Below are 20,850 nucleotides of genomic sequence, written 5' to 3' on the forward strand. Positions count from 1 at the left end.
CCCTCCAGCCAGTACCGGGACGGACGTTCTAGACTGTCCGGGTGCAGATCCACCCCGACCCCGCTCCCACGTCCCCGGCGACCGCGACCGACACCGGTCCCGCCCTGCACATCGAGAACCTCGTGAAGACCTTCGAGGGCCGGGGTGAGCCCGTCCGGGCCGTGTGCGGGCTGAGCCTGGCCGCGGAGCACGGGAAAATCACCGCCCTGCTCGGGGCCAACGGGGCCGGCAAGACCACCACACTGCAGTGCGCCCAGGGGCTGCAGCGCCCCACCTCCGGCAGCGTCCGGTTGCTCGGGGAGGACCCGTGGCACGCCTCCCCCGCATTGCGGGCGCGCGTGGGCGTGATGCTCCAGGACGGGGGTCTACCGCCGTCAGTGCGCCCCGGGGAACTGTTGCGCCACGTCAGCCGGCTCTACGCGGACCCCGTGCCCGTGGTCGAACTCGTGGAGCTGCTGGGCATCGAATCGTTCCTGACCACGGGGATCCGGCGCCTGTCCGGCGGGCAGAAGCAACGCGTGGCCCTGGCCGCGGCCCTCGTGGGCCGCCCGGACGTGCTGTTCCTGGACGAACCTTCGGCGGGGTTGGACCCCCGCTCGCGCCACATCGTCTTCGACCTGATCCGGCGCCTGCGGGACAGCGGGGTGTGCATCATCCTGACCACGCACCTCATGGACGACGCCGCTCGCCTGGCCGACTACGTCTACATCGTGGACCGGGGCACGATCGCCGCGCAGGGAACCGTTGCCGAACTGGTCAGCGCCGAACGCCACGCACCGCTCGTGATGAGCATCACGCTCGCCAAGGAGCACGCCGGCCTGCTGCGCGCGGACCCGCCGTGGCGCACCCCGCGGTTCGACGACGTCGAATGGAGCGTCCAGGACCGCACCGTGACGCTGACGGGCCCGCTGGACGCACCACGGATCCGCGAACTGACCGCGTGGGCCACACAGAACGACACCTTGCCGGAGGCGCTGAGCGTGCAACCCCGATCCCTTGAGGACGTCTTCCTGGAAGTCTCCGGGGGGAATGCCTCGTGAGCACCTCGACCCACGAGTCCTCGGTGACCGCAGCGCCGTCGTCCCCCGCCGGGGCCGCGTCCCTGCCCCGGCGCGTGCTCGCTCAGGCGCGCTTCGAGACCATGACCATGATCCGCAACGGCGAACAGTTGCTGCTCCTGCTGATCCTGCCCGTCATGGCACTCGTGGCCCTGACCGTGACCGACCTGTTGGACCGCTACCGCGTGGGGGACGCATCCCGCGTGGACGTGGCCGTGCCCGGGATCCTGGTGCTGTGCGTGATCTCGAGCGCGTTCTCCGGACAGGGGATCCAGACCGGTTTCGACCGTCGCTACGGGGTGCTGCGCTACCTCTCGACCACTCCCCTGGGTCGCGCCGGGCTGATCGCGGGCAAGCTACTGGCCATCCTGGCCGTGCTCGCGGTGCAGTACGCGGTGATTGCGGCCGTGGCCGTGCCCCTGGGCTGGCGGCCGTCCTGGGAGGCCGTGCTGGGGTCCGTTCCCCTCCTGATCCTCGTGGCACTCGCATTCACCGGGCTCGGCATGCTGATTGCGGGGACCCTGCGCGCCGAGGCGACCCTGGCCGTGCTCAACGTCGTATGGGTCGCGCTCGCGGCCGCCGGCGGCGTCCTCTTCCCGGTGAGCGTGCTGCCCGGGTGGCTCTCGTGGCTCGTGGCGTGGCTGCCGTCCTCCGCGGCCGGTGAGGCGCTGCGGGAATGCTTCCTGACGGGTAGTGTCTCCCCCGTGCCGCTGCTCGTGCTCGCCGCGTGGGCCGTGCTCAGCTGGGCGGCCACGGTCGCCTGGTTCAAGTGGGTGTGAGCTCACCCGCGTGAGCCCGCTGCGCCCAGGGGTTTCCCACGCTGTTCTCGCTACACTGGAGGGGTCCCATCCCCTCTGCCCTTGGATGCTCCGTCATGTCTGATGTCGCCCGCCGCACCGCCACCGATTCGTTCTGGTGGCCCGCCACCGTGACCCCGTGGGTGCGGGGACTCGCGGTCGCATCCCTGCTGACCAACTCGCTGTTAATCCTCACGGGCGGGCTCGTGCGCCTGACGGGTTCCGGGTTGGGCTGCCCCACGTGGCCGCGCTGCACCGCCGACTCGTGGACCAGCACCCAGGAGATGGGCGTGCACGGGCTGATCGAGTTCGGCAACCGCCTGCTGACGTTCGTGCTCACCGTGGTCGCGGTGCTCACGTTCCTCTCGGTGCTCAAACTGCGTCACAAGCACCCCAAGCTCTTCCGCCTGGCGCTGTTCCTGCTGATCGGCATTCCCCTGCAGGCCGCGATCGGCGGCATCACCGTCCACGCGGACCTGCACCCGCTCGTGGTGGGGGTGCACTACCTGATCTCGGCCATCATGATCAGCCTGGCCACTCTGCTCGTGCTCAACACCCGCCGGGACGGGCTGTCGGTGGTCGCATACGAGCAGCGACCGGGGCAGTTGCACGGCTCCCGCTCCGCCGCACGCGTGCTGGGGGCGCTGACCGGTGTGCTCACCGCCGTGATCCTCTATCTCGGGACGCTCGTCACGGGCACGGGCCCCCACGCCGGGGACGAGGACAGTGCGCGGCTCGCGTTCGACTCCGTGATGATCGCCCGGGCGCACGCCATCCCCGTCTACCTCCTGACGTTCACGGTGATCGCGGGCATCGCCCTCACCGTCGTGAAGTCCCTGCCGCGGATCCTGCGCAACGCGTACCTCATCATGGCGGTCGTCATCGTGGCCCAGGCGCTGCTGGGGTACTACCAGTACTTCAACGGGGTCCCGGTTCCCGCCGTGGCCCTGCACATGGTGCTCTCGGCCGTGCTGATCTGGGCGGCCACGCGGGTGGTCTCGTTCAGCGTCTACCTCGCGCAGGACACCCACGAGTACGCGGCACCCATCGACGAGCCCGCCGACGACGCCGCTCGCGCCACACCCGCGCACACCGTGCGCTGATCGCGAGGCACCGAGCTTATTCTGCGACGAAGGTCGCCGAGGGTGCGAACGAGCGCAGCCGCTCCACGGCGTCCGAGAGCAGCCGCTTGCTGTGGGACGGGATGGGCAGCAGGGGACGGCGGGGAGCGCTCGTTCGCACGCCGCACACCTCCGCCAACGCGTAGAGCACCGACAGGGGCCGTTCCTGACTCATGAGGTGCATGAGGGGATGCAGCGCGGCGCTCCAGGCGGCGGCGTCGTCCGCGCGGCCCTCCGCGACGGCGCGGTGGAAGGCCACGAACTCGGGCGCGAGCAACGCCGCCATGCCGCTGTGCCACGCCGCGCTCGGGTACTCGTCCACGATGAGTTGATCGCGGCTCACACCGTGTACGGTGCCCGGTTCGGCCTGCTGCGCGAAGAGCAGCTGGCGGGAGTGGAAGAGCCGACCGGACGCCGCGGTGTCCTTGAACGCGACCACGTTGTCCAGCCACGACAGCTCCGAGGCCAGTTCCACGGGGTACGTGAACCCGGTGGTGGTCGGGTTGTTGTACAGGCACAACGGCAGGGACATAGCGGAGGCGACCGTTTCCACCTGGTCCGCGATCTCCTGGGATACCAGCGGGATGTAACTCACGGGGCTCAACACCAGGCCGTCGGCACCGTTGTTCTCGGCGGAGTACGCGAACTGCATGACCTCCCGCGTGGTGATAGCGGAGATCCCCACGCCCACGGGCGTCCCCGAGCCCGACGCCGCGTCCACGGCCGTGCGGACCACCTGCGCCCGTTCCTGGGGGTCCAGGTAGGCGAACAGACCGGAGGTCCCGAGTACCACGATCCCGGACACCCCGCTGCGCGCGAGCTGCGCGACACTGCGTTCGAGGGAATCCAGGTCCAGCCCGCCACCGGGGAGCAAGGGGGTCACGGGGTAGGCGATCACACCGGAGAAGGTCATCGAGAACATGGACCCATTTTAGGTGACCCTAACCAGCTTTCCAGGACACCCAGCCCGTGCGTGACGTCGAGAACGAAGGGCGGACGGCGTCGTCGTCCGTGGTAACGCCCGGACGGGATCCCGCACGCTGGAGCGGGCCGGGCGAGACGCAAGCCCGAAGGGCTCCGACGGGAACGGCCCGGGTCAGAAAATGGGCCCGCCCAAGAACGGGTCCAGGGCCACGCCCACGAACACGAAGGTGATGTAGGCGATCGAGCCGTGGAACACGTACATGGCCTGCTTGAGCGTGGGCTTGCCGACGCGGGCCAGTCCGTAGAGCTTGTGGCAGTGGTACGTGAACCAGCCGCCGGAGATCAGGGCGATCACACCGTAGACCCACCCGGCGTCACCCACGGGGATCAACAGCAGCGAGCAGATCACGGTGGCCCACGCGTAGAGCACCACCTGGGCGCCCACGGTGCGCGCGGTGTCCACCGCACCGAGCATGGGCACGCCGGCGCGGGAGTAGTCCTCCGCGTACTTCATGGACAGCGGCCAGTAGTGCGGCGGGGTCCACAGGAAGATGAACGCGAAGAGCACGAATGCGGGCCACTCAAGGGTCCCGCGCACCGCGGCCCAGCCGATCAAGACGGGCATGCACCCGGCGATCCCGCCCCACACGATGTTCTGCGCGGTGCGGCGCTTGAGCACGATCGAGTAGAACACCGCGTACAGGGCGATGGCCACCACGCCGAGCACACCGCACAAGACGCTGACCCCCAGGGTCAGCCACGCGACGGACACGACCGAGAGCACCCACGCGAAGATCAGGGCCTCACGCTCCCCCACCTCACCGGTCACGAGTGGGCGCTTGGCGGTGCGCCGCATGAGCCGGTCCTCGTTGCGGTCGATGTAACAGTTGAACGCACCCGCCGCACCGGCCGCGAGCGCGCCGCCGATCAGGGTGTTGAGCACGAGCAAGAAATCGGGGACGCCCTGCTGCGCGAAGAACATGGTGGGCACGGTGGCCACGAGGAGCAGTTCGATGATCCGGGGCTTCGTGAGCGCCACGTACGCTTTGAGCTTACGACCCAAGGTCATCCGGCCCTGATACCCCACGGGCTCCACGGTCCCGATGCGGGACCCGGTCACTCCGTGTCCGTGCGGCGCGTGGGATCCGTGGGATTCCGGGTGCGTCGCGGTGTCAAGGTGATTCACGGAATCAATGCTCCAAAGAACGTGGGTGGCCCGGCCGTGCGCCGGGAGTGCCTGGGGCGGGCGCGCCGCACGCGCACCGATACCCGGTCATCAGTATAGCCGCCGGTCCCGGCCCACGCCGGGGTGATGTCCGGCACGCGCTTGTGCCCGTGGCGCGGGCCGCGGTCGTCCCTGCCACGTGGCGTCCCACCGGACTAAGGTTGATCCCGGAACATGCGTTCCGGGCCGATCGTCGCGGCCGAGTCCGCGGCGGAGTGTTCCGGATCGTGACCGCACAACCCGTCTAGGAAAGGGGCGCGTCACCGTGCCGAACCTCGATCAACCGTTGAGCTGGACCGAGAAGGACGCCCGTGCGGTGGACACCGCGCGTGTGCTCGCCGCGGACGCCGTGCAGAAGGTGGGCAACGGCCACCCCGGCACCGCCATGTCCCTGGCCCCGGTCGCGTACCTGTTGTTCCAGAAGATCATGCGGCACGACCCCTCCGACGACCGCTGGACCGGGCGTGACCGGTTCATCCTCTCCCCCGGTCACACGTCCCTGACCCTGTACCTGCAGCTGTACTTCTCCGGCTACGGCCTGGAGATGGAGGATCTCGAGTCCCTGCGCACGTGGGGTTCCAAGGTCCCGGGTCACCCCGAGTACCGCCACACCACGGGTGTCGAGATCACCACGGGTCCGCTGGGCCAGGGGCTCGCGTCCTCCGTGGGTTTCGCGTACGCGCAGCGTTACACGCGCGGTCTGTTCGACGCCGACGCCGCTCAGGGCACCTCCCCGTTCGACCACACCGTGTTCGTGATCGCCTCCGACGGTGACCTGCAGGAGGGCATCACCTCCGAGGCGTCGTCGCTGGCGGGCACCCAGGAGCTCGGCAACCTCGTGGTGATCTACGACGACAACAAGATCTCCATCGAGGACGACACCAACGTGGCGTTCAACGAGGACGTCCTCAAGCGCTACGAGGCCTACGGCTGGGACACCACGCGCGTGGACTGGCGCAACGGCGGCGAGTACCAGGAGGACGTGCAGGGGCTGTACGACGCGATCGTCGCGGCCACCAAGGTCACGGACAAGCCCTCGATCATCGCTCTGAACACCATCATCGGCTGGCCCGCCCCCACCAAGCAGAACACCGGTGGCGTGCACGGTTCCGCGCTGGGCGAGGACGAGGTCGCCGCGACCAAGAAGATCCTGGGCTTCGACCCGGAGAAGTCCTTCCAGATCGAGCCCGAGATCTTCGAGCACGTGCGCGCGGTCGGCGAACGTGGCAAGCAGGAGCGCGCACAGTGGGAGAAGTCCTTCGCCGAATGGCGTGAGGCCCACCCGGACAAGGCCGCGCTGTACGACCGGATCAAGAACGAGGAACTGCCCGAGAACTACGAGGATGCGTTCCCCACGTTCCCGGCGGGCAAGGCCGTGGCCTCCCGCAAGGCCTCCGGTCAGGTCATCAACGCCATCGCGGACACCTTCCCCGAGCTGTGGGGCGGTTCGGCGGACCTCGCGGGGTCGAACAACACCACGATCGACGACGCCAAGTCCTTCATCCCCGAGGCCCGCTCCACGGCCCAGTGGTCCGGTTCCCCGTACGGCCGGGTGCTGCACTTCGGCATCCGTGAGCACGCTGCCGCAGCGATCGTCAATGGCATCGTGATGAGCAGCCAGACGCGCGCCTACTCCGGCACGTTCCTGATCTTCTCGGACTACCAGCGTCCCGCCGTGCGCCTGGGTGCGCTCATGCGCGTGCCCTCGATTTACGTGTGGACGCACGACTCGATCGGCCTGGGTGAGGACGGTCCCACGCACCAGCCCGTGGAGCAGCTGTCCGCGCTGCGCGCGATCCCGGGGCTCGACGTCGTGCGCCCCGCGGACGCCAACGAGACCTCCGTGGCGTGGCGAACGATCCTCGAGCACCACGAGCACCCGGCCGGGATCGCCCTCACACGCCAGGACCTGCCCACGTTCGCGCGGGAGGACCTTCACCCGGAACACGACGGCGAGAAGTTCGCCTCCGCCGAAGGCGTGGCCCGCGGCGGGTACGTCCTCGCGGACACCGAGGGCGCCCCGGACGTAGTGCTCATCGGCACCGGTTCCGAGGTCCAGCTCGCCGTCGAGGCCCGTGAACAGCTCAAGGCCAAGGGCGTGGCCGCCCGCGTGGTGTCCATGCCGTGCCGCGAGTGGTTCGACGCCCAGGACGAGGACTACCGCAACTCCGTGATCCCGTCCGACGTCAAGGCCCGCGTGAGCGTGGAGGCCGGGATCCGAATGTCCTGGAACGACCTGCTGGGCGATGCCGGACGCGCCGTGTCCCTCGAGCACTTCGGCGAGTCCGCCGACTACCAGACCCTGTACCGCGAGTTCGGCATCACCGCCGAAGCCGTGGCCCAGGCCGCCGAGGAGTCCATCGCCGCCGCTCGCTGAACCCCGTCCCACGTCGCAGGCGGCCCGCTCGGGCCGCCTGCGACGCCCCAGAACCCTTCGACGTGAAGTGAGGACATCATGACGACTCCCACCCAGAAACTCTCCGACGCCGGCGTCTCCATCTGGCTCGACGACCTCTCCCGCCAGCGCCTGACGAGCGGGAACCTCCAGGAACTGATCGACACCAAGAACGTGGTGGGCGTGACCACCAACCCCACGATCTTCGCCGCGGCACTCGCGGACGGTGAGTCCTACCGCGAACAGGTCGCGGAGCTCGCCAAGGCCGGCGCCTCCGTGGACGACGCCGTGTTCCGGATCACCACCGACGACGTGCGCGATGCGTGCGACCTGTTCACCCCCATCGCCCAGGCCACCCAGGGCGTGGACGGCCGCGTGTCCATCGAGGTGGACCCTCGACTGGCCCAGGACGCCGACGCCACGTCCGCAATGGCCCAGAAGCTCTCGCAGACCATCGACCGGCCCAACGCGCTGATCAAGATCCCCGCCACCGAGAAGGGCCTGCCCTCGATCGCGGCCACGATCGCGGAGGGCATCTCAGTGAACGTGACCCTGATCTTTTCGCTGGACCGCTACCGCGGTGTCATCAACGCGTACATGCAGGGCCTCGAGGAAGCGCTCGAGAACGGCAAGGACCTCTCCACGATCCACTCCGTCGCGTCCTTCTTCGTCTCCCGCGTGGACACCGAGATCGACAAGCGTCTGGACGCCGTGGGCACGGACGAGGCCAAGGCCCTGAAGGGTAAGGCGGGTCTCGCCAACGCGCGCCTGGCCTACCAGGTCTACGAGGAGCAGCTCGAGACCGAGCGTTGGAAGCGCCTGGCCGCGGCCGGAGCCAACCCGCAGCGTCCCCTGTGGGCGTCCACGGGTGTCAAGGACCCGTCGCTGCCGGACACGCTGTACGTGAGCGAACTCGTGGCCCCGAATACCGTGAACACCATGCCGGAGAAGACCCTGGACGCGACCTACGACCACGCCGAGATCACCGGTGACACCGTGACGGGGACCTACCAACAGGCCACGGACGTGCTCAATGCCGTGGCCGAGCAGGGGATTTCCTACGAGGAGGTCGTGGACCAGCTCGAGACCGAGGGGCTGAAGAAGTTCGACAAGTCCTGGGACGAGCTGCTCGCCACGGTGCGCACTGCCCTCGACGAGGCCCGCTGAGCCGAACCCAGCCACTGCGTCGCGGCTGCGATCCCGCGCCGGGGACCCGCCCGGTGAGCATAGGGTCGAAGCCGCGCCGCGGCGTCGTTGTCCGAAAACCACGTTCCGAGGAGGCTCCCCGTGAGCTCATTGTCATTGCAGGCGGCCGGCGCCGCGCGTGAGGCGATCGACACGCACGTCCCGCGTCTGGTCGCCGAGAACTTCGCGTCCAAACTCTTCGACCAGGACCCCGCGCTGTGGGGCTCCGCCGCGCAGGAGGAAGCCGCGATACGGCTCGGGTGGACCGACGCCGTGCGCGTCTCGCGCCCCCTGGTGCCCGAGATCGAACAATTGCGCCACGACTTCGCCCGGGAGGGCGTGACCCGTTTCGTGCTCGCGGGCATGGGCGGCTCGTCGCTGGCCCCCGAGGTGATCACGCGCAGCGCGGGGGTGGACCTGTTCGTGCTGGACTCCACCGACCCGGAGATGGTCACCAAGGCACTCGAGGACCTCGAGCACACCGCGCTCGTGGTCTCCTCCAAGTCCGGGTCCACCGTCGAGACGGACTCCGCCCGGCGCGTGTTCGTGAACGCGTTCGAGCGCGCGGGCATCGATGCACCGTCGCGCGTGGTGGTCGTGACGGATCCGGGCTCCCCCATGGACTCCGCGTCCCGTGAGGCCGGCTACCGCAAGGTCTTCACCGCGGACCCGAACGTGGGCGGTCGCTTCTCGGCGCTCACCGCGTTCGGCCTCGTGCCGTCCGGGCTCGCCGGCGTGGACGTCGCGGCGCTGCTCGACGACGCCGAAGAGGCCACCGAGATGCTGCGCGAGGATGACGAGAACAACATCGGTCTGCAGCTCGGCGTCGCCCTGGGCGGGACGTCCCCGCTGCGCGACAAGATCGTGCTCGTGAACCAGGGCGCACCGTTCGTGGGCTTCGCGGACTGGGCCGAGCAGCTGATCGCCGAGTCCACGGGCAAGTCCGGAACCGGTGTGCTGCCCGTGGTCGTGAACGACGCCGCTCCCGAAGTGACGTCGGGCGCTCCCGACGTCATGGTGGTCTCGCTCGTGGACGACGAGGCCGTCACGGAGGAGCAGGGCGAGGGCGTGCGCGTGGCCGGTTCGCTGGCCGGGCTCATGATGGCGTTCGAGGTCGCGATCGCTGTGGTGGGACAGTTGCTGCGCATCGACCCGTTCAACCAGCCGGACGTGGAATCCGCCAAGGCGGCCACTCGCGAGCTGCTGGCCGGCAAGCCCGAGCCCTCCCCCGCCGCCGCCACGGACGGCGCGATCGAGATCCGTGGCAGTGAACAGCTGCTCGACGGCGCCACGACCGTGCCCGAGGCGCTCGCCGCACTGCTCGCCCAGCTGCCCGAGAACGGCTACGTGAGCGTGCAGGCGTACTTCGACCGTCTCGAGTGGGCGCAGCTCGAGTCGATCCGCGATCTGCTCGCACGGCACACGGGCCGTCCCGTGACCTTCGGCTGGGGACCCCGGTTCCTGCACTCCACGGGTCAGTACCACAAGGGCGGCCCCGAGCAGGGTGTCTACCTGCAGATCACTGCGGCCACGGGCACTGACGTGGACATCCCCGGGATCCCGTTCACGTTCGGTGAGCTCATCGGCGCGCAGGCCGACGGCGACGCTGGCGTGCTGAGCGATCACCACCGTCCCGTCGTGCGGCTGCGGCTCACGGACCGGGCCGAGGGTGTCGCGCAGCTGCTCAGGGTGGCATCGGAGCTGTGACCCGCCACCAACCGCTAACGAACAGGAACACGCGTGCCTGACAACAAGAACTGCAACCCGCTACGCGATCCCCGCGACCGGCGCCTGACCCGGGTCGCCGCGCCGTCGGCTCTGGTGTTGTTCGGCGTCACGGGTGACCTCGCCAAGAAGAAGCTGCTGCCAGCCATGTACGACCTGGCCAACCGTAGCCTGCTCCCGCCGGCCTTCTCCCTCGTGGGGTTCGGCCGGCGGGACTGGGACGACGCCCAGTTCGCCGAGTACGTCAAGGAACACGTCGCCGAGCACGCGCGCACGCCCTACAACGAGGACCTCTGGAACCAGTTCGCCTCGGGTCTGCGTTTCGTCCACGGCGAGTTCGACGACGACGACGCGTACCACCGGCTCGCGCAGACCCTCGACGAGCTCGACCGGGACCGGGGCACCCGCGGCAACCACGCGTTCTACCTCTCGATTCCGCCCAAGGCGTTCGAGGTGGTGTGCCAACAGCTCGCGGACCACGACCTCGCCGACAGCGAGGACAGCACGGGCTGGCGACGCGTGGTCATCGAGAAGCCCTTCGGGCACGACCTCGAATCCGCGCGGGAGCTCAACGCGATCGTGGAACGCGTGTTCCGCGCGGACAGCGTGTTCCGCATCGACCACTACCTGGGCAAGGAGACGGTGCAGAACATCCTGGCGCTGCGCTTCGCGAATCAGATGTTCGAGCCCTTGTGGGACGCCCGCTACGTGGACCACGTGCAGATCACCATGGCCGAGGAGATCGGGATCGGTTCGCGCGCCGGCTACTACGACGGCGTGGGCGCGGCCCGGGACGTGATCCAGAACCACTTGCTGCAGTTGCTCGCGTTCACCGCCATGGAGGAACCCGCGTCCTTCACGGCGCACAACCTGCGCCGCGAGAAGGCCAAGGTACTCGAATCCGTGGTGCTGCCCGAGGACCTCGGGAAGCATTCCGCGCTGGGCCAGTACACGTCAGGGCTGCAGGGCGGGGACTACGTCAAGGGCTTCCACGAGGAGAAGGACATCCCCGCGGATTCCCGCACGGAGACCTTCGCCGCACTGCGCGTGGACATCAACAACCGCCGCTGGGCGGGCGTGCCGTTCTACCTGCGCGCGGGGAAGCGACTGGGCCGGCGGGTCACCGAGATCGCGGTGGCGTTCAAGAAGTCGCCCAACCTGCTGTTCCGGGACATGGACAACGACGAGTTCGGTCAGAACGCGATCGTGATCCGGATCCAACCGGACGAGGGCGTGACCATCCGCTTCGGCTCCAAGGTCCCGGGCACCCAGTCCGAGATCCGGGACGTGACCATGGACTTCGGTTACGGCCACGCGTTCACAGAGTCGAGCCCCGAGGCCTACGAGCGGTTGATCTTCGACGTCCTGCTGGGTGAGCCCCCGCTGTTCCCGGACCACTCCGAGGTGGAGCTGTCCTGGAAGATCCTGGACCCGTTCGAGGAGCACTGGGCCGAGCAGCGCGTCATGCCCGAGCCGTACGCACCGGGTTCGTGGGGACCGGACTCGGCGCACGAGTTGATGGCCCGTGACGGGCGAGTTTGGAGGCGACCGTGATCGTTCAGATGGAGAACACCACCGCGACGAAGATTGAGAAGAAACTCAATCAGTTGCGGGACGAGAACGGCGTGGTGACGCTGGGCCGCGTGTTGACGCTCGTGGTCCTGGCGCAGGCCGGTCACTCGGAGGTCGCGGTCGAGGCCGCGAACTACGCGAGTCACGAGCACCCGTGCCGAATCATCGTGCACGTAGCGCACTCCCGCACCGACGAGACCCGCTTGGACGCGCAATTACGCGTGGGCGGGGACGCCGGCGCGTCCGAGGTGATCCTGCTGCACGGCTACGGCGAGCTCGCCGAACCCACTGAGACCCTGGTCTCCGCGCTGTTGCTGCCGGACGCACCCATCGTGGCGTGGTGGCCGCACGACTTCCCCGAGAATCCCAGCACGAGCTCGGTCGGGTGCATCGCCCACCGCAGGATCACCGACTCCTCGCGTGCGCCCGCACCCTTCGAGTCCCTGGCACAACTGTCCCAGCAGTACCGCCCCGGGGACACGGACCTGTCCTGGACGCGGATCACCAACTGGCGCATCCAGCTCGCTGCGGTCCTGGACCAGGTGGGGCCCGTGAAGGTGCGCGAGATCGTGCTCGAGGGCTCCACGGTGGCCTCGTCCATGGTGCTTTTGGGGGTGTGGCTGTCCAGCAAGCTCGATGCCCCGGCGACCATCATCACCGACGACACCCGGCGGGGTCTCGACCGCGTGTGCCTGGTCACCGACGACGGATCGGTGCAGCTGCACCGCCCCGGCCGCACCGTGGCCGTGCTCTCCCAGCCGGGTCAGCCGGATCAGCAGATCGCCATGCCCGTGCGAGATCTCAACGCGTGCCTCGCGGAGGAACTGCGACGGTTGGATGCGGACGAGGTCTACGGCGAGGTCATCACCTCGGGGCTCGCGAGTGCCCGGATCACGACCCGCGCCGTCGGTGAGGAGGCCGCGGAGCCTTCCGAGAACACCACGGTGCAGGGCCACGATGCCTCGGCTTCCGCATCGGCCGAGGGAGCCGGCGATGAGTGAGCCGTCCCGCCCGGAACCGCGACTCGTCCCGCACGAGGGTGACGAACGCCTTGCCTGGGACACCGCCGGGCGCGTCCTCCAGGTGCTCGAGCACGCCCAGGACGAACGCGGGGAGGCCACCCTCGTGCTGACCGGCGGGAGCATGGGGACCCGCGTGATCGGTGAGCTGGCCGGCCACCCGGACGCCGCCGTGATCGACTGGTCGCGCGTGAACGTGTGGTGGTCGGACGAGCGGTTCCTTCCCGGTGCGGACGGCGAACGCAACGGTGTCCAGGCCGCGGACGCGTGGGACGAGACCCACGAGCTGACGTGGGACCGCGTGCACCCCGTGGCGGGCTCGGACGAGATCGCGTCGGCCGATGCCGCGGCCGAGGACTACGCCGAGGAACTCGCCGCGGCGGCCGAGAACGAGGGATCCGACACGGGCCTGCCGGTCTTCGATCTGGCCCTGCTGAGCCTGGGCCCGGACACCCACGTGGCATCCCTGTTCCCGGGCCGCGAGGACGTCCTGCGCACGGACGCTCCGGTGTTCGCGGTCGAGGACTCCCCCAAACCGCCGCCCACCCGCATCACCATGTCCCTACCAGCGATCAATTCCGCGCAGCGGGTCTGGCTGCTGGTCGCCGGTGCCGCGAAGGCCGAGGCCCTCGCCACGATCCGACGGCCGGAGATCACCGCGACCGAGGCCCCGGCCAGCGCGGTACGCGGGACCCGGGAGACCCTGTGGCTCGTCACGGAGGACGCCCTCCCGGGCATGCCCGAGGACCCCGACCCGGCCCCGGGCGGGACCGCGGGCTGAGCCCATGATCCCGCCCCCGGGCCCGGCCCGTCACCCGGCACGTACGGGACGACACCGCGCCCCGGATACGACGAGGTCGGCCCGGACCTTCACGGTCCGGGCCGACGTCGTCTGCTCTACTGAGTTCTTCTGCTGTGCCGAGTTCTCGTGCTGTGCCGAGTCGTGGCGACCGGATCAGCCGGTGCGCGTGCGGCGGGTCTCAGACCCCCGGGCCGCTGAAGCGCATCAGCAGGCCGTAGCTCACGATGGCCAGGACCCACACGATCGCCAGAACGGTGGTGATCCGCACCACGTTCTTCTGCGCGGCGCCGGAGGTGTTCAGCGACTGGGTCATCCCGCCACCGAACATGTCCGACAGACCGCCGCCCTTGCCCTTGTTGAGCAGGACGAACATGATGCACAGGATGCCGGTGACCACGATGATCACCTGGAGGGCGATCTGGAGGATCTCCACGAATAGCCTCGATTCACGAATCTCGGGGGCGGGTCAACCGTCAGCGATCGGAGGGGATCACTGGTCGGTGACCAGGTGCTGCTCGAACCGGGTAATCTTAGCAAATTCCTCCGCGTCCAGACTGGCACCGCCCACCAAGGCGCCGTCCACGTCCGCTCCCCCGAGGATGTTCGCGACGTTCGAGGACTTCACCGAACCGCCGTAGAGCACCCGCGTGGCCTTCGCGAAGTCCTCGCCGTACAGCGACTCGAGTTCCGCGCGGATCGCGTGCGCCATCTCCTGGGCGTCCTCGGGTCCGGCCACCTCCCCCGTGCCGATGGCCCACACCGGTTCGTAGGCCACCACGAGGCCCTCGAGCTCGCCGGCGTTGAGCTCCGCGAGGCTCCCGCGCAACTGCTCGAGCGTGTACTGCACGTGCTCACCGGCCTGGCGCTGCTCGAGACCCTCGCCGATGCACAGCATGGGGGTCAGGCCGTGACGGATCGCGGCGCGGACCTTGTCGCGGCACTGCTCATCGGATTCGGCGTGGATGCTCCGCCGTTCGGAGTGCCCCACGAGCGCGTAACGGCAGCCAAGCTTGGCCAGGAACTGGCCCGAGATGTCTCCCGTGTACGCCCCGGAGTCCTGGTCGGAGAGGTCCTGGGCGCCGTAGGCGATCTGCAGTCCGTCGCCGTCCACCAGGGACTGCACGGAGCGCAGGTCGGTGAACGGGGGGAACACCGCGACCTCCACGCGGGAGAAGTCGTGCTTGGCGTCCTTGAGCGTCCACGCGAGCTTCTGCAGCAGGGCGATGCCCTGCGTGTGGTCCATGTTCATCTTCCAGTTGCCCGCGATCAGGGGCGTGCGGTCGAAGACACCGTTGGTCTGGGTGGTCATGGCTGGATCTCCTTCGGTCGTGCGGCGTGGCTGTGGACGGGGGCGGGCGCGTGGGGCCCGCGGCGGCGGGCCCCGCGCATCACGGTGTGTGGCGGCTCAGGCGCCCAGTGCCACGAGGCCCGGCAGTTCCTTACCCTCGATGTACTCGAGCGACGCGCCACCCCCCGTGGAGATGTGGCCGAACTGGTCGTCCCGGTATCCCAGGTTGCGCACGGCGGAGGCGGAGTCGCCGCCGCCGATCACGCTCATGGCGTCGGAGTCCACGAGGGCCTGCGCCACGGTCTTGGTGCCGTTGGCGAACGCCGGCATCTCGAACACGCCCACGGGGCCGTTCCAGAACACGGTCTTCGCCTCGGCGATCGTGCGCGCGAACAGTTCGGCGGACTCGGGGCCGATGTCCAGACCCAGGCCGGAGTCACCGATCTTCCCACCCTCGATGTCCGAGACCGGGCGGACCTCGTGCTCGGCGTCCTTGGAGAACTCGGAGGCGTACACAACGTCCACGGGCAGCACGATCTCGGTGCCCGCCTCGGCGGCGCGGTCCAGGTAACCCTTGACGGTGTCGATCTGGTCCTTCTCGAGCAGGGACGAACCCACCGCGTGACCCTGGGCCGCGAGGAACGTGAAGACCATGCCGCCGCCGATGAGCAGCGAGTCCGCCTTACCGATCAGGTTGTCGATCACGGCCAGCTTGTCGGAGACCTTGGACCCACCCATGACCACCACGAACGGGCGCTCGGGATCGGAGATAACCTTGCGCAGGACGTCCACCTCGGTCTTGACCAGGTCACCCAGGTAACCGGGCAGCGCGCGCGCGATGTCGTACACGGAGGCGTGCTTGCGGTGCACGGCCCCGAAGGCGTCATCCACGTACGCACCGTTCTCCCCCGTCAGGGACGCGAGCTCGGCCGCGAACTCCTCCCGCTCGGCGTCGTCCTTGGACGTCTCGCGCGGGTCGAAGCGCACGTTCTCGAGCACGAGGATCTGTCCGTCCTGCAAGGCCTCGGCCTTCTCGCGGGCGTCCTGACCCACCACGTCCGAGGCGACGACGACGTCCGCGTCCGCGAGCTCGGCCAGGCGCGCGGCGGCCGGCTCGATCGAGTACTTGGAATCCACGGTGCCCTTGGGGCGCCCGAGGTGCGCCATGACGATCAGGCGTGCGCCGGCGTCGGCGAGCTTGGTGAGCACCGGTAAGGACGCGCGCACGCGACCGTCGTCGGTCACGGTGGAACCGTCAAGCGGAACGTTGAGGTCCGAGCGCACGAGCACGCGGCGACCCGCGACCCCCTCCGCCATGAGATCGTCCAGTGACTTGGCCATATCCGTCATCCCTTCCTGTGGTGATGCCGTACTGATGACAATGGCGCCGGTACCCGCGGGCACCGGCGCCACTGAGCGGTCTGACTCAGAGCTTATCCGCTACGTAGGAGACGAAGTCCACGAGACGCAGGGTGTAGCCCCACTCGTTGTCGTACCACGCGATGACCTTGACCTGGTTGTCGATGACCTTGGTCAGGGGCGCGTCGAACACGGTGGAGACGTCGTAGCCCTCGATGTCCTTGGAGACGAGCGCTTCCTCGGAGTACTCGATGATGCCCTTGAAGGGGCCCTCGGCGGCCTGCTTGATCGCGGCGTTCACGGACTCGACCGTGACGTCCTTCTCCACGTCCACGGTGAGGTCCACGAGCGAGCCGGTGGGAACCGGGACGCGCACGGCGAAGCCGTCCAGCTTGCCCTTGAGCTCGGGCAGCACGAGGCCCACGGCGGCGGCGGCACCGGTGGTCGTGGGGATCATGCTCAGCGCGGCGGCGCGGGCGCGGCGCAGGTCCTTGTGCGGGGCGTCGTGCAGGCGCTGGTCACCCGTGTAGGCGTGGATCGTGGTCATGAGACCGCGCTCGATGCCGAACTCGTCGTTGATGACCTTGGCCAGCGGCGCGAGGCAGTTGGTGGTGCAGGACGCGGCGGAGACCAGGTTCATGCTGGCCGAGTCGTAGGATTCGTGATTCACGCCGTAGACGAACGTGCCGTCCACTTCCTTGCCCGGTGCGGAGAGCACGACCTTCTTGGCACCGGCGTCCAGGTGCGCCTGCATCTTGGGGCCGGTCGTGAACCTGCCCGTGCACTCGATCACAATGTCCACGCCGAGCTCGCCCCAGGGCAGCTTGGAGGGATCGGCCTCGGCCAGGAACTTCACCTGGTGGCCGTTCACGGTCATCATGTCACCGTCCAGGGTGACGTCCGCACCGAGCCGGCCCATGACGGAGTCGAACTCGAACAGGTGCTTCAAGGTCTCCGGATCCGTGAGGTCGTTCACCGCGACCAACTCGATGTCGTGGCCGTGCTCGGTGTACAGGGCCCGCGCGAAGCAGCGTCCGATCCGTCCGAAACCGTTGATGCCAACCTTGACTGTCACTGCGATCTCCTCTGTCTGTCGGGGGTTGGCGGGTGCTGGTCCGTCGACATGTGGGATCCAAACCAAACGGTAGAAATCCCACACTCTGTTCTCGACCTCGTCCGAGGCCCGCCGGGTCTTCCGGTCCTATTCTACCGAGAATTCACGCGGTTCGACAGGGGCTCGACGCAGATTCAGGCGACTCTCCCGTAAACCCCACACAAACCCACAGCACCGGCGTGTTGCCCGCGGGTGCTACTATGCGCGGCGCTGTTCCGACCCAGCGTGCGCGGCGAACTCGGCGGTCGTGGCCACCCCCAGTTCCTCGGCACGGCGGTCCGCCATGGCGAGCAGTCGGCGGATCCGCCCGGCGATCGCGTCCTTGGTCAGGGGCGGGTCCGACAACCGGCCCAGCTCGTCCAGGCTCGCCTGCTTGTTGGCGACCCGGAGCCGGCCGGCGGCCCGCAGATGCTCCGGGGCGTCGTCCCCGAGCAGGTCCAGGGCACGCTCGACCTTGGCCCCCGCCGTGACCGCGGCCTGCGCGGAGCGGCGCAGGTTGGCGTCGTCGAAGTTCGCGAGCCGGTTGGCCGTGGCGCGCACCTCCTTGCGCATCCGGCGGTCCTCCCACTGCAGCAGCGCGCGGTGCGCGCCCAGGCGCGTGAGCAGCGTGGCGATCGTGTCCCCGTCGCGCACGACGACGCGGTCCGCCCCGCGTACCTGCCGCGCTTTGGCGAGCACGTCCAGCCGACGCGCGGAACCCACGAGCGCGAGCGCCGCCTCGGGACCGGGGCACGTGAATTCCATCGCCGCGGCCCGCCCCGGTTCGGTGAGCGAACCGTGGGCCAGGAAGGCACCTCGGATCACGGCGGCGGACTCCTCGACGCTGCCGTTGACTACGGTGGGCGGCAGACCGCGCACGGGACGACCGTGGGCGTCCAGCAACCCGGTGCGCCGGGCCAGCGCCTCACCGTCGCGGGCAACCCGCACGACCCACGTACGGTCCCGGCGCAGACCACCGCCGCTGATCACCCCGAGCTCGCACTCGTGGCCGAAGACCTCCCCCACGGCGCGTGCCGCGCGGCGCGCGACCGATTCGGTGTCCAGCTCCGCCTGCACCACGATCCGCCCGCCCACGATGTGCAGCCCGCCCGCGAAGCGCAACAGCGCCGAGAGCTCCGCCGCGCGCACCGCGGACTTGCGCACCTGCAGGTGCGAGAGTTCTTCCTTGACCGAAGCGGTCAATGCCATGGTTGTCGATCTCCTTGCCGAGTACGTGTGCTGCGCGGCGGGGGCTCCCGCTCAGCGCTGCGCGTTCATGATCTGTTGGTAGGCCGCGGCCAGTTTGAAGGGGTTGTGCACCGAACTGCCGCTCGTGTCCCGCAGCGAGTCCCAGTGCACGACGGCGCCGAGCTGGGCGGCCGCCGCCTCGACGTCCTTGGGGGACTCCGCGGCGGACGGGTCCGCGAGCACCACGTCCAGGCGCAGGTCCGGGGCGTAGCGCTTGAGCACGCGCAGCTGGTCCCCCGATCCCATGCTGAGGGTCTCGGAATCCCGGGAGAGGTTCAGCGTGACGAGACGCTTGGCCGGGGACCGGCAGATCGCGTCCCGCAGTTCGGACAGCAACAGGTGCGGCAGTACGGAGGTGTGCCACGACCCGGGACCGAGCACGACCCACGCGGCCTCCTCGATCGCGGTGACGGCTTCCGGGCACGCGGGGGCGTCCGCCGGGGACAGGCGCACGTTGCACACGTCCGCCTCCTTGGCGAGCCGTGACTGGCCCGTGACGGTGCGCGTAATCTTCTCCGGGGGGCACTCCTGCGTGGGATTGCTCCCGGGCGAGACATCCCCCTCGATCACGAGCGGGAGGCAACTCATGGGCAGCACCTGGCCGCGCGCACCCAGCAGCGCACCGGCCCAGCGCAGTCCCTCCACGGGGTCGCCGAGCAGCTCCCACAACGTCACGATCAGCAGGTTCCCCAGGGCGTGGTTGTCCAGACCCTCGTCCGGGTGGGTCTTGATGCTGAACCGGTGCTGCATCACGTCGCTCCACGTGCGACCCCATTGGGAGTCGTCGCACAGCGCTGCCAGCGCCATCCGCAGATCGCCGGGCGGCAGGACGCCCAGGTCGTTGCGCAGTCGACCGGACGATCCGCCGTCGTCCGCGACCGTGACCACGGCCGTGAGGGCCGGCGCTAACAGACGCAGGGCGGACAGGCTCGCGGACAACCCGTGACCGCCACCCAGGGCGACCACGGAATCGGCATCCGTCAGGGACGCGCGCGCGGAGGCGTCCAACGAGTGGTAGGGGTCCACGTCGCGTCGGCTGCTCAGCGGCAACCGGGGCAACGCACCCGTCGTAGGAAAGTTAGTCATGGAATCCGTAATTTCTGGGGGGCGGGACTACTCTCGGCCCAGGTCCCGGTGCTGGATGTTGACGGTCACGCGGGGGGACTTGCTGAGCCGCCGCGCGACCTCCTCGGTGATCGACACGGAACGGTGCTTGCCTCCCGTGCACCCGATGGCGATGCTCGCGTAGTGCTTGTTCTCGGTGCGGTAGCCGGCGAACACCGGTTCGAGCATGGCCACGAAGCGGTCCACGAAGGTCGGCGTGCCGGGGTGGCCGAAGACGTAGTCCCGCACCTCGGGGTCCTTGCCCGTGCGCGGGCGCAACGCGGGGACCCAGTGGGGATTGGGGATGAAACGCACGTCCGCGAGGAAGTTCGCGTCCGCGGGCACGCCGTACTTGAACCCGAAGCTCATGACCGTGAGCCGCAGCACCACCGGACCGCTCGTGGAGAACATGTCCGCGACGGCCTTGGTCAGCGCGTGCACGTTGAAGGACGAGGTGTCCAGCACGGAGTCGGCGGTCTCGCGCAGATCGCGCAACAGCTCGCGCTCGGCGCGGATCCCGTCCAGGATCCGGCCGCCCGCCTGCAGGGGGTGGGGGCGGCGCTGGAGCTCGTAGCGCGAGACGAGCACCTCGTCCGAGGCCTCGAGGAACAGCACCGAGAACTCCACGCCCGAGCGTTCGAGCGCGGCGAGGGTCTCACGCATGTCGTTGAACAGTGCCTTGCCACGCACGTCGATCACCACGGCGAGCTTGGGCAGGGTCTGCGGGGTCCGCGACACGAGGTCCGCCAGCGTCCCGAGCATCTGCGGGGGCAGGTTGTCCACGACGTACCACCCGAGGTCCTCGAGCGCGTTGGCCGCCGTGGAGCGACCCGCCCCGGACATCCCGGTCACGATCAGCAACTCCGCCGTGGGGGGCTTCACCGGTTCCAGGGTGGAGGGCGTGGCTTCCGGGGGTGGGCTGCTCATGTGGTCAC

General features: G+C 69.1%; 18 protein-coding genes. 9 read left to right on the forward strand and 9 right to left on the reverse strand.

Features of this window, described 5'->3' with window-relative positions; translation table 11 throughout:
- Positions 1-104 precede the first annotated feature (104 nt).
- The 3 genes from RF650_RS05990 to RF650_RS06000 all read left to right on the forward strand — a co-directional run bounded on the left by RF650_RS05990 (position 105) and on the right by RF650_RS06000 (position 2,958).
- Positions 105-1,040: an ABC transporter ATP-binding protein gene (locus tag RF650_RS05990; RefSeq protein ID WP_368814455.1), complete on the forward strand. Its 936-nt coding sequence runs from the start codon at positions 105-107 to the stop codon at positions 1,038-1,040.
- Positions 1,037-1,837 carry an ABC transporter permease gene (locus tag RF650_RS05995; protein WP_312917985.1) on the forward strand — a complete coding sequence of 267 codons (801 nt, stop codon included), beginning with the start codon at positions 1,037-1,039 and terminating at the stop codon, positions 1,835-1,837. The genes RF650_RS05990 and RF650_RS05995 overlap by 4 nt, the downstream gene beginning before the upstream one ends.
- A 95-nt stretch (positions 1,838-1,932) precedes the next feature.
- Positions 1,933-2,958 (forward strand): heme A synthase, encoded by a 1,026-nt coding sequence (locus RF650_RS06000; protein ID WP_239318509.1) that lies wholly within the window; start codon positions 1,933-1,935, stop codon positions 2,956-2,958.
- A 16-nt stretch (positions 2,959-2,974) separates the two neighbouring features.
- On the opposite strand, the gene RF650_RS06005 is transcribed toward RF650_RS06000, so the two are convergent.
- Entirely contained in the window at positions 2,975-3,898 is a 924-nt protein-coding gene (locus RF650_RS06005; protein ID WP_131332900.1) for a dihydrodipicolinate synthase family protein, read from the reverse strand.
- A 174-nt stretch (positions 3,899-4,072) separates the two neighbouring features.
- Positions 4,073-5,020 (reverse strand): heme o synthase, encoded by a 948-nt coding sequence (locus tag RF650_RS06010; RefSeq protein ID WP_368814413.1) that lies wholly within the window; start codon positions 5,018-5,020, stop codon positions 4,073-4,075.
- Positions 5,021-5,390: 370 nt separating this feature from the next.
- On the opposite strand from RF650_RS06010, the gene tkt reads away from it, so the two are divergent.
- The 6 genes from tkt (at position 5,391) to pgl (ending at position 13,802) form a co-directional block, all read left to right on the forward strand.
- Positions 5,391-7,502 (forward strand): transketolase, encoded by a 2,112-nt coding sequence (gene tkt, locus RF650_RS06015; RefSeq protein WP_368814414.1) that lies wholly within the window; start codon positions 5,391-5,393, stop codon positions 7,500-7,502.
- Positions 7,503-7,580: 78 nt separating this feature from the next.
- A complete protein-coding gene (tal, locus tag RF650_RS06020) occupies positions 7,581-8,687 on the forward strand; it encodes a transaldolase (RefSeq protein WP_131332898.1) in 1,107 nt (368 codons plus the stop codon).
- Positions 8,688-8,807: 120 nt separating this feature from the next.
- The gene (locus RF650_RS06025) at positions 8,808-10,412 is read left to right on the forward strand and encodes a glucose-6-phosphate isomerase (protein ID WP_368814415.1); all 1,605 of its coding nucleotides are present in this window, start codon (positions 8,808-8,810) and stop codon (positions 10,410-10,412) included.
- 33 nt (positions 10,413-10,445) lie between these two features.
- Positions 10,446-11,984, forward strand: coding sequence for a glucose-6-phosphate dehydrogenase (gene zwf, locus RF650_RS06030; RefSeq protein ID WP_239318515.1), 1,539 nt, complete (start codon positions 10,446-10,448; stop codon positions 11,982-11,984).
- Entirely contained in the window at positions 11,981-13,003 is a 1,023-nt protein-coding gene (locus RF650_RS06035; RefSeq protein ID WP_368814416.1) for a glucose-6-phosphate dehydrogenase assembly protein OpcA, read from the forward strand. The genes zwf and RF650_RS06035 overlap by 4 nt, the downstream gene beginning before the upstream one ends.
- Positions 12,996-13,802, forward strand: a complete 807-nt coding sequence (pgl, locus tag RF650_RS06040; protein WP_131332894.1) for a 6-phosphogluconolactonase — start codon at positions 12,996-12,998, stop codon at positions 13,800-13,802. The genes RF650_RS06035 and pgl overlap by 8 nt, the downstream gene beginning before the upstream one ends.
- Positions 13,803-14,001: 199 nt before the next feature.
- Here pgl and secG read toward each other — a convergent pair whose 3' ends face one another.
- The 7 genes from secG to rapZ form a co-directional block, all read right to left on the reverse strand.
- On the reverse strand, positions 14,002-14,256 hold the full coding sequence (gene secG / locus RF650_RS06045; RefSeq protein ID WP_035962057.1) for a preprotein translocase subunit SecG: 255 nt from the start codon (positions 14,254-14,256) through the stop codon (positions 14,002-14,004).
- A gap of 57 nt (positions 14,257-14,313) precedes the next feature.
- A complete protein-coding gene (gene tpiA, locus RF650_RS06050; protein WP_098054498.1) occupies positions 14,314-15,132 on the reverse strand; it encodes a triose-phosphate isomerase in 819 nt (272 codons plus the stop codon).
- A 96-nt stretch (positions 15,133-15,228) separates the two neighbouring features.
- Positions 15,229-16,452 carry a phosphoglycerate kinase gene (gene pgk / locus RF650_RS06055; protein WP_368814417.1) on the reverse strand — a complete coding sequence of 408 codons (1,224 nt, stop codon included), beginning with the start codon at positions 16,450-16,452 and terminating at the stop codon, positions 15,229-15,231.
- A gap of 85 nt (positions 16,453-16,537) precedes the next feature.
- A complete protein-coding gene (gap, locus tag RF650_RS06060; RefSeq protein ID WP_064846590.1) occupies positions 16,538-17,545 on the reverse strand; it encodes a type I glyceraldehyde-3-phosphate dehydrogenase in 1,008 nt (335 codons plus the stop codon).
- A 237-nt stretch (positions 17,546-17,782) separates the two neighbouring features.
- Positions 17,783-18,772: a DNA-binding protein WhiA gene (gene whiA, locus RF650_RS06065; RefSeq protein ID WP_035962064.1), complete on the reverse strand. Its 990-nt coding sequence runs from the start codon at positions 18,770-18,772 to the stop codon at positions 17,783-17,785.
- A gap of 51 nt (positions 18,773-18,823) precedes the next feature.
- Complete coding sequence (gene yvcK / locus RF650_RS06070; RefSeq protein ID WP_094067113.1) at positions 18,824-19,897, reverse strand: uridine diphosphate-N-acetylglucosamine-binding protein YvcK; 1,074 nt, start codon at positions 19,895-19,897, stop codon at positions 18,824-18,826.
- Positions 19,898-19,924: 27 nt separating this feature from the next.
- The gene (rapZ, locus tag RF650_RS06075) at positions 19,925-20,842 is read right to left on the reverse strand and encodes an RNase adapter RapZ (RefSeq protein ID WP_368814418.1); all 918 of its coding nucleotides are present in this window, start codon (positions 20,840-20,842) and stop codon (positions 19,925-19,927) included.
- Positions 20,843-20,850 lie beyond the last annotated feature (8 nt).

Origin of the sequence: Kocuria sp. CPCC 205297, assembly GCF_040981035.1 — a bacterium.
In the GTDB taxonomy this organism is placed as follows: Bacteria; Actinomycetota; Actinomycetes; order Actinomycetales; family Micrococcaceae; genus Kocuria; species Kocuria marina.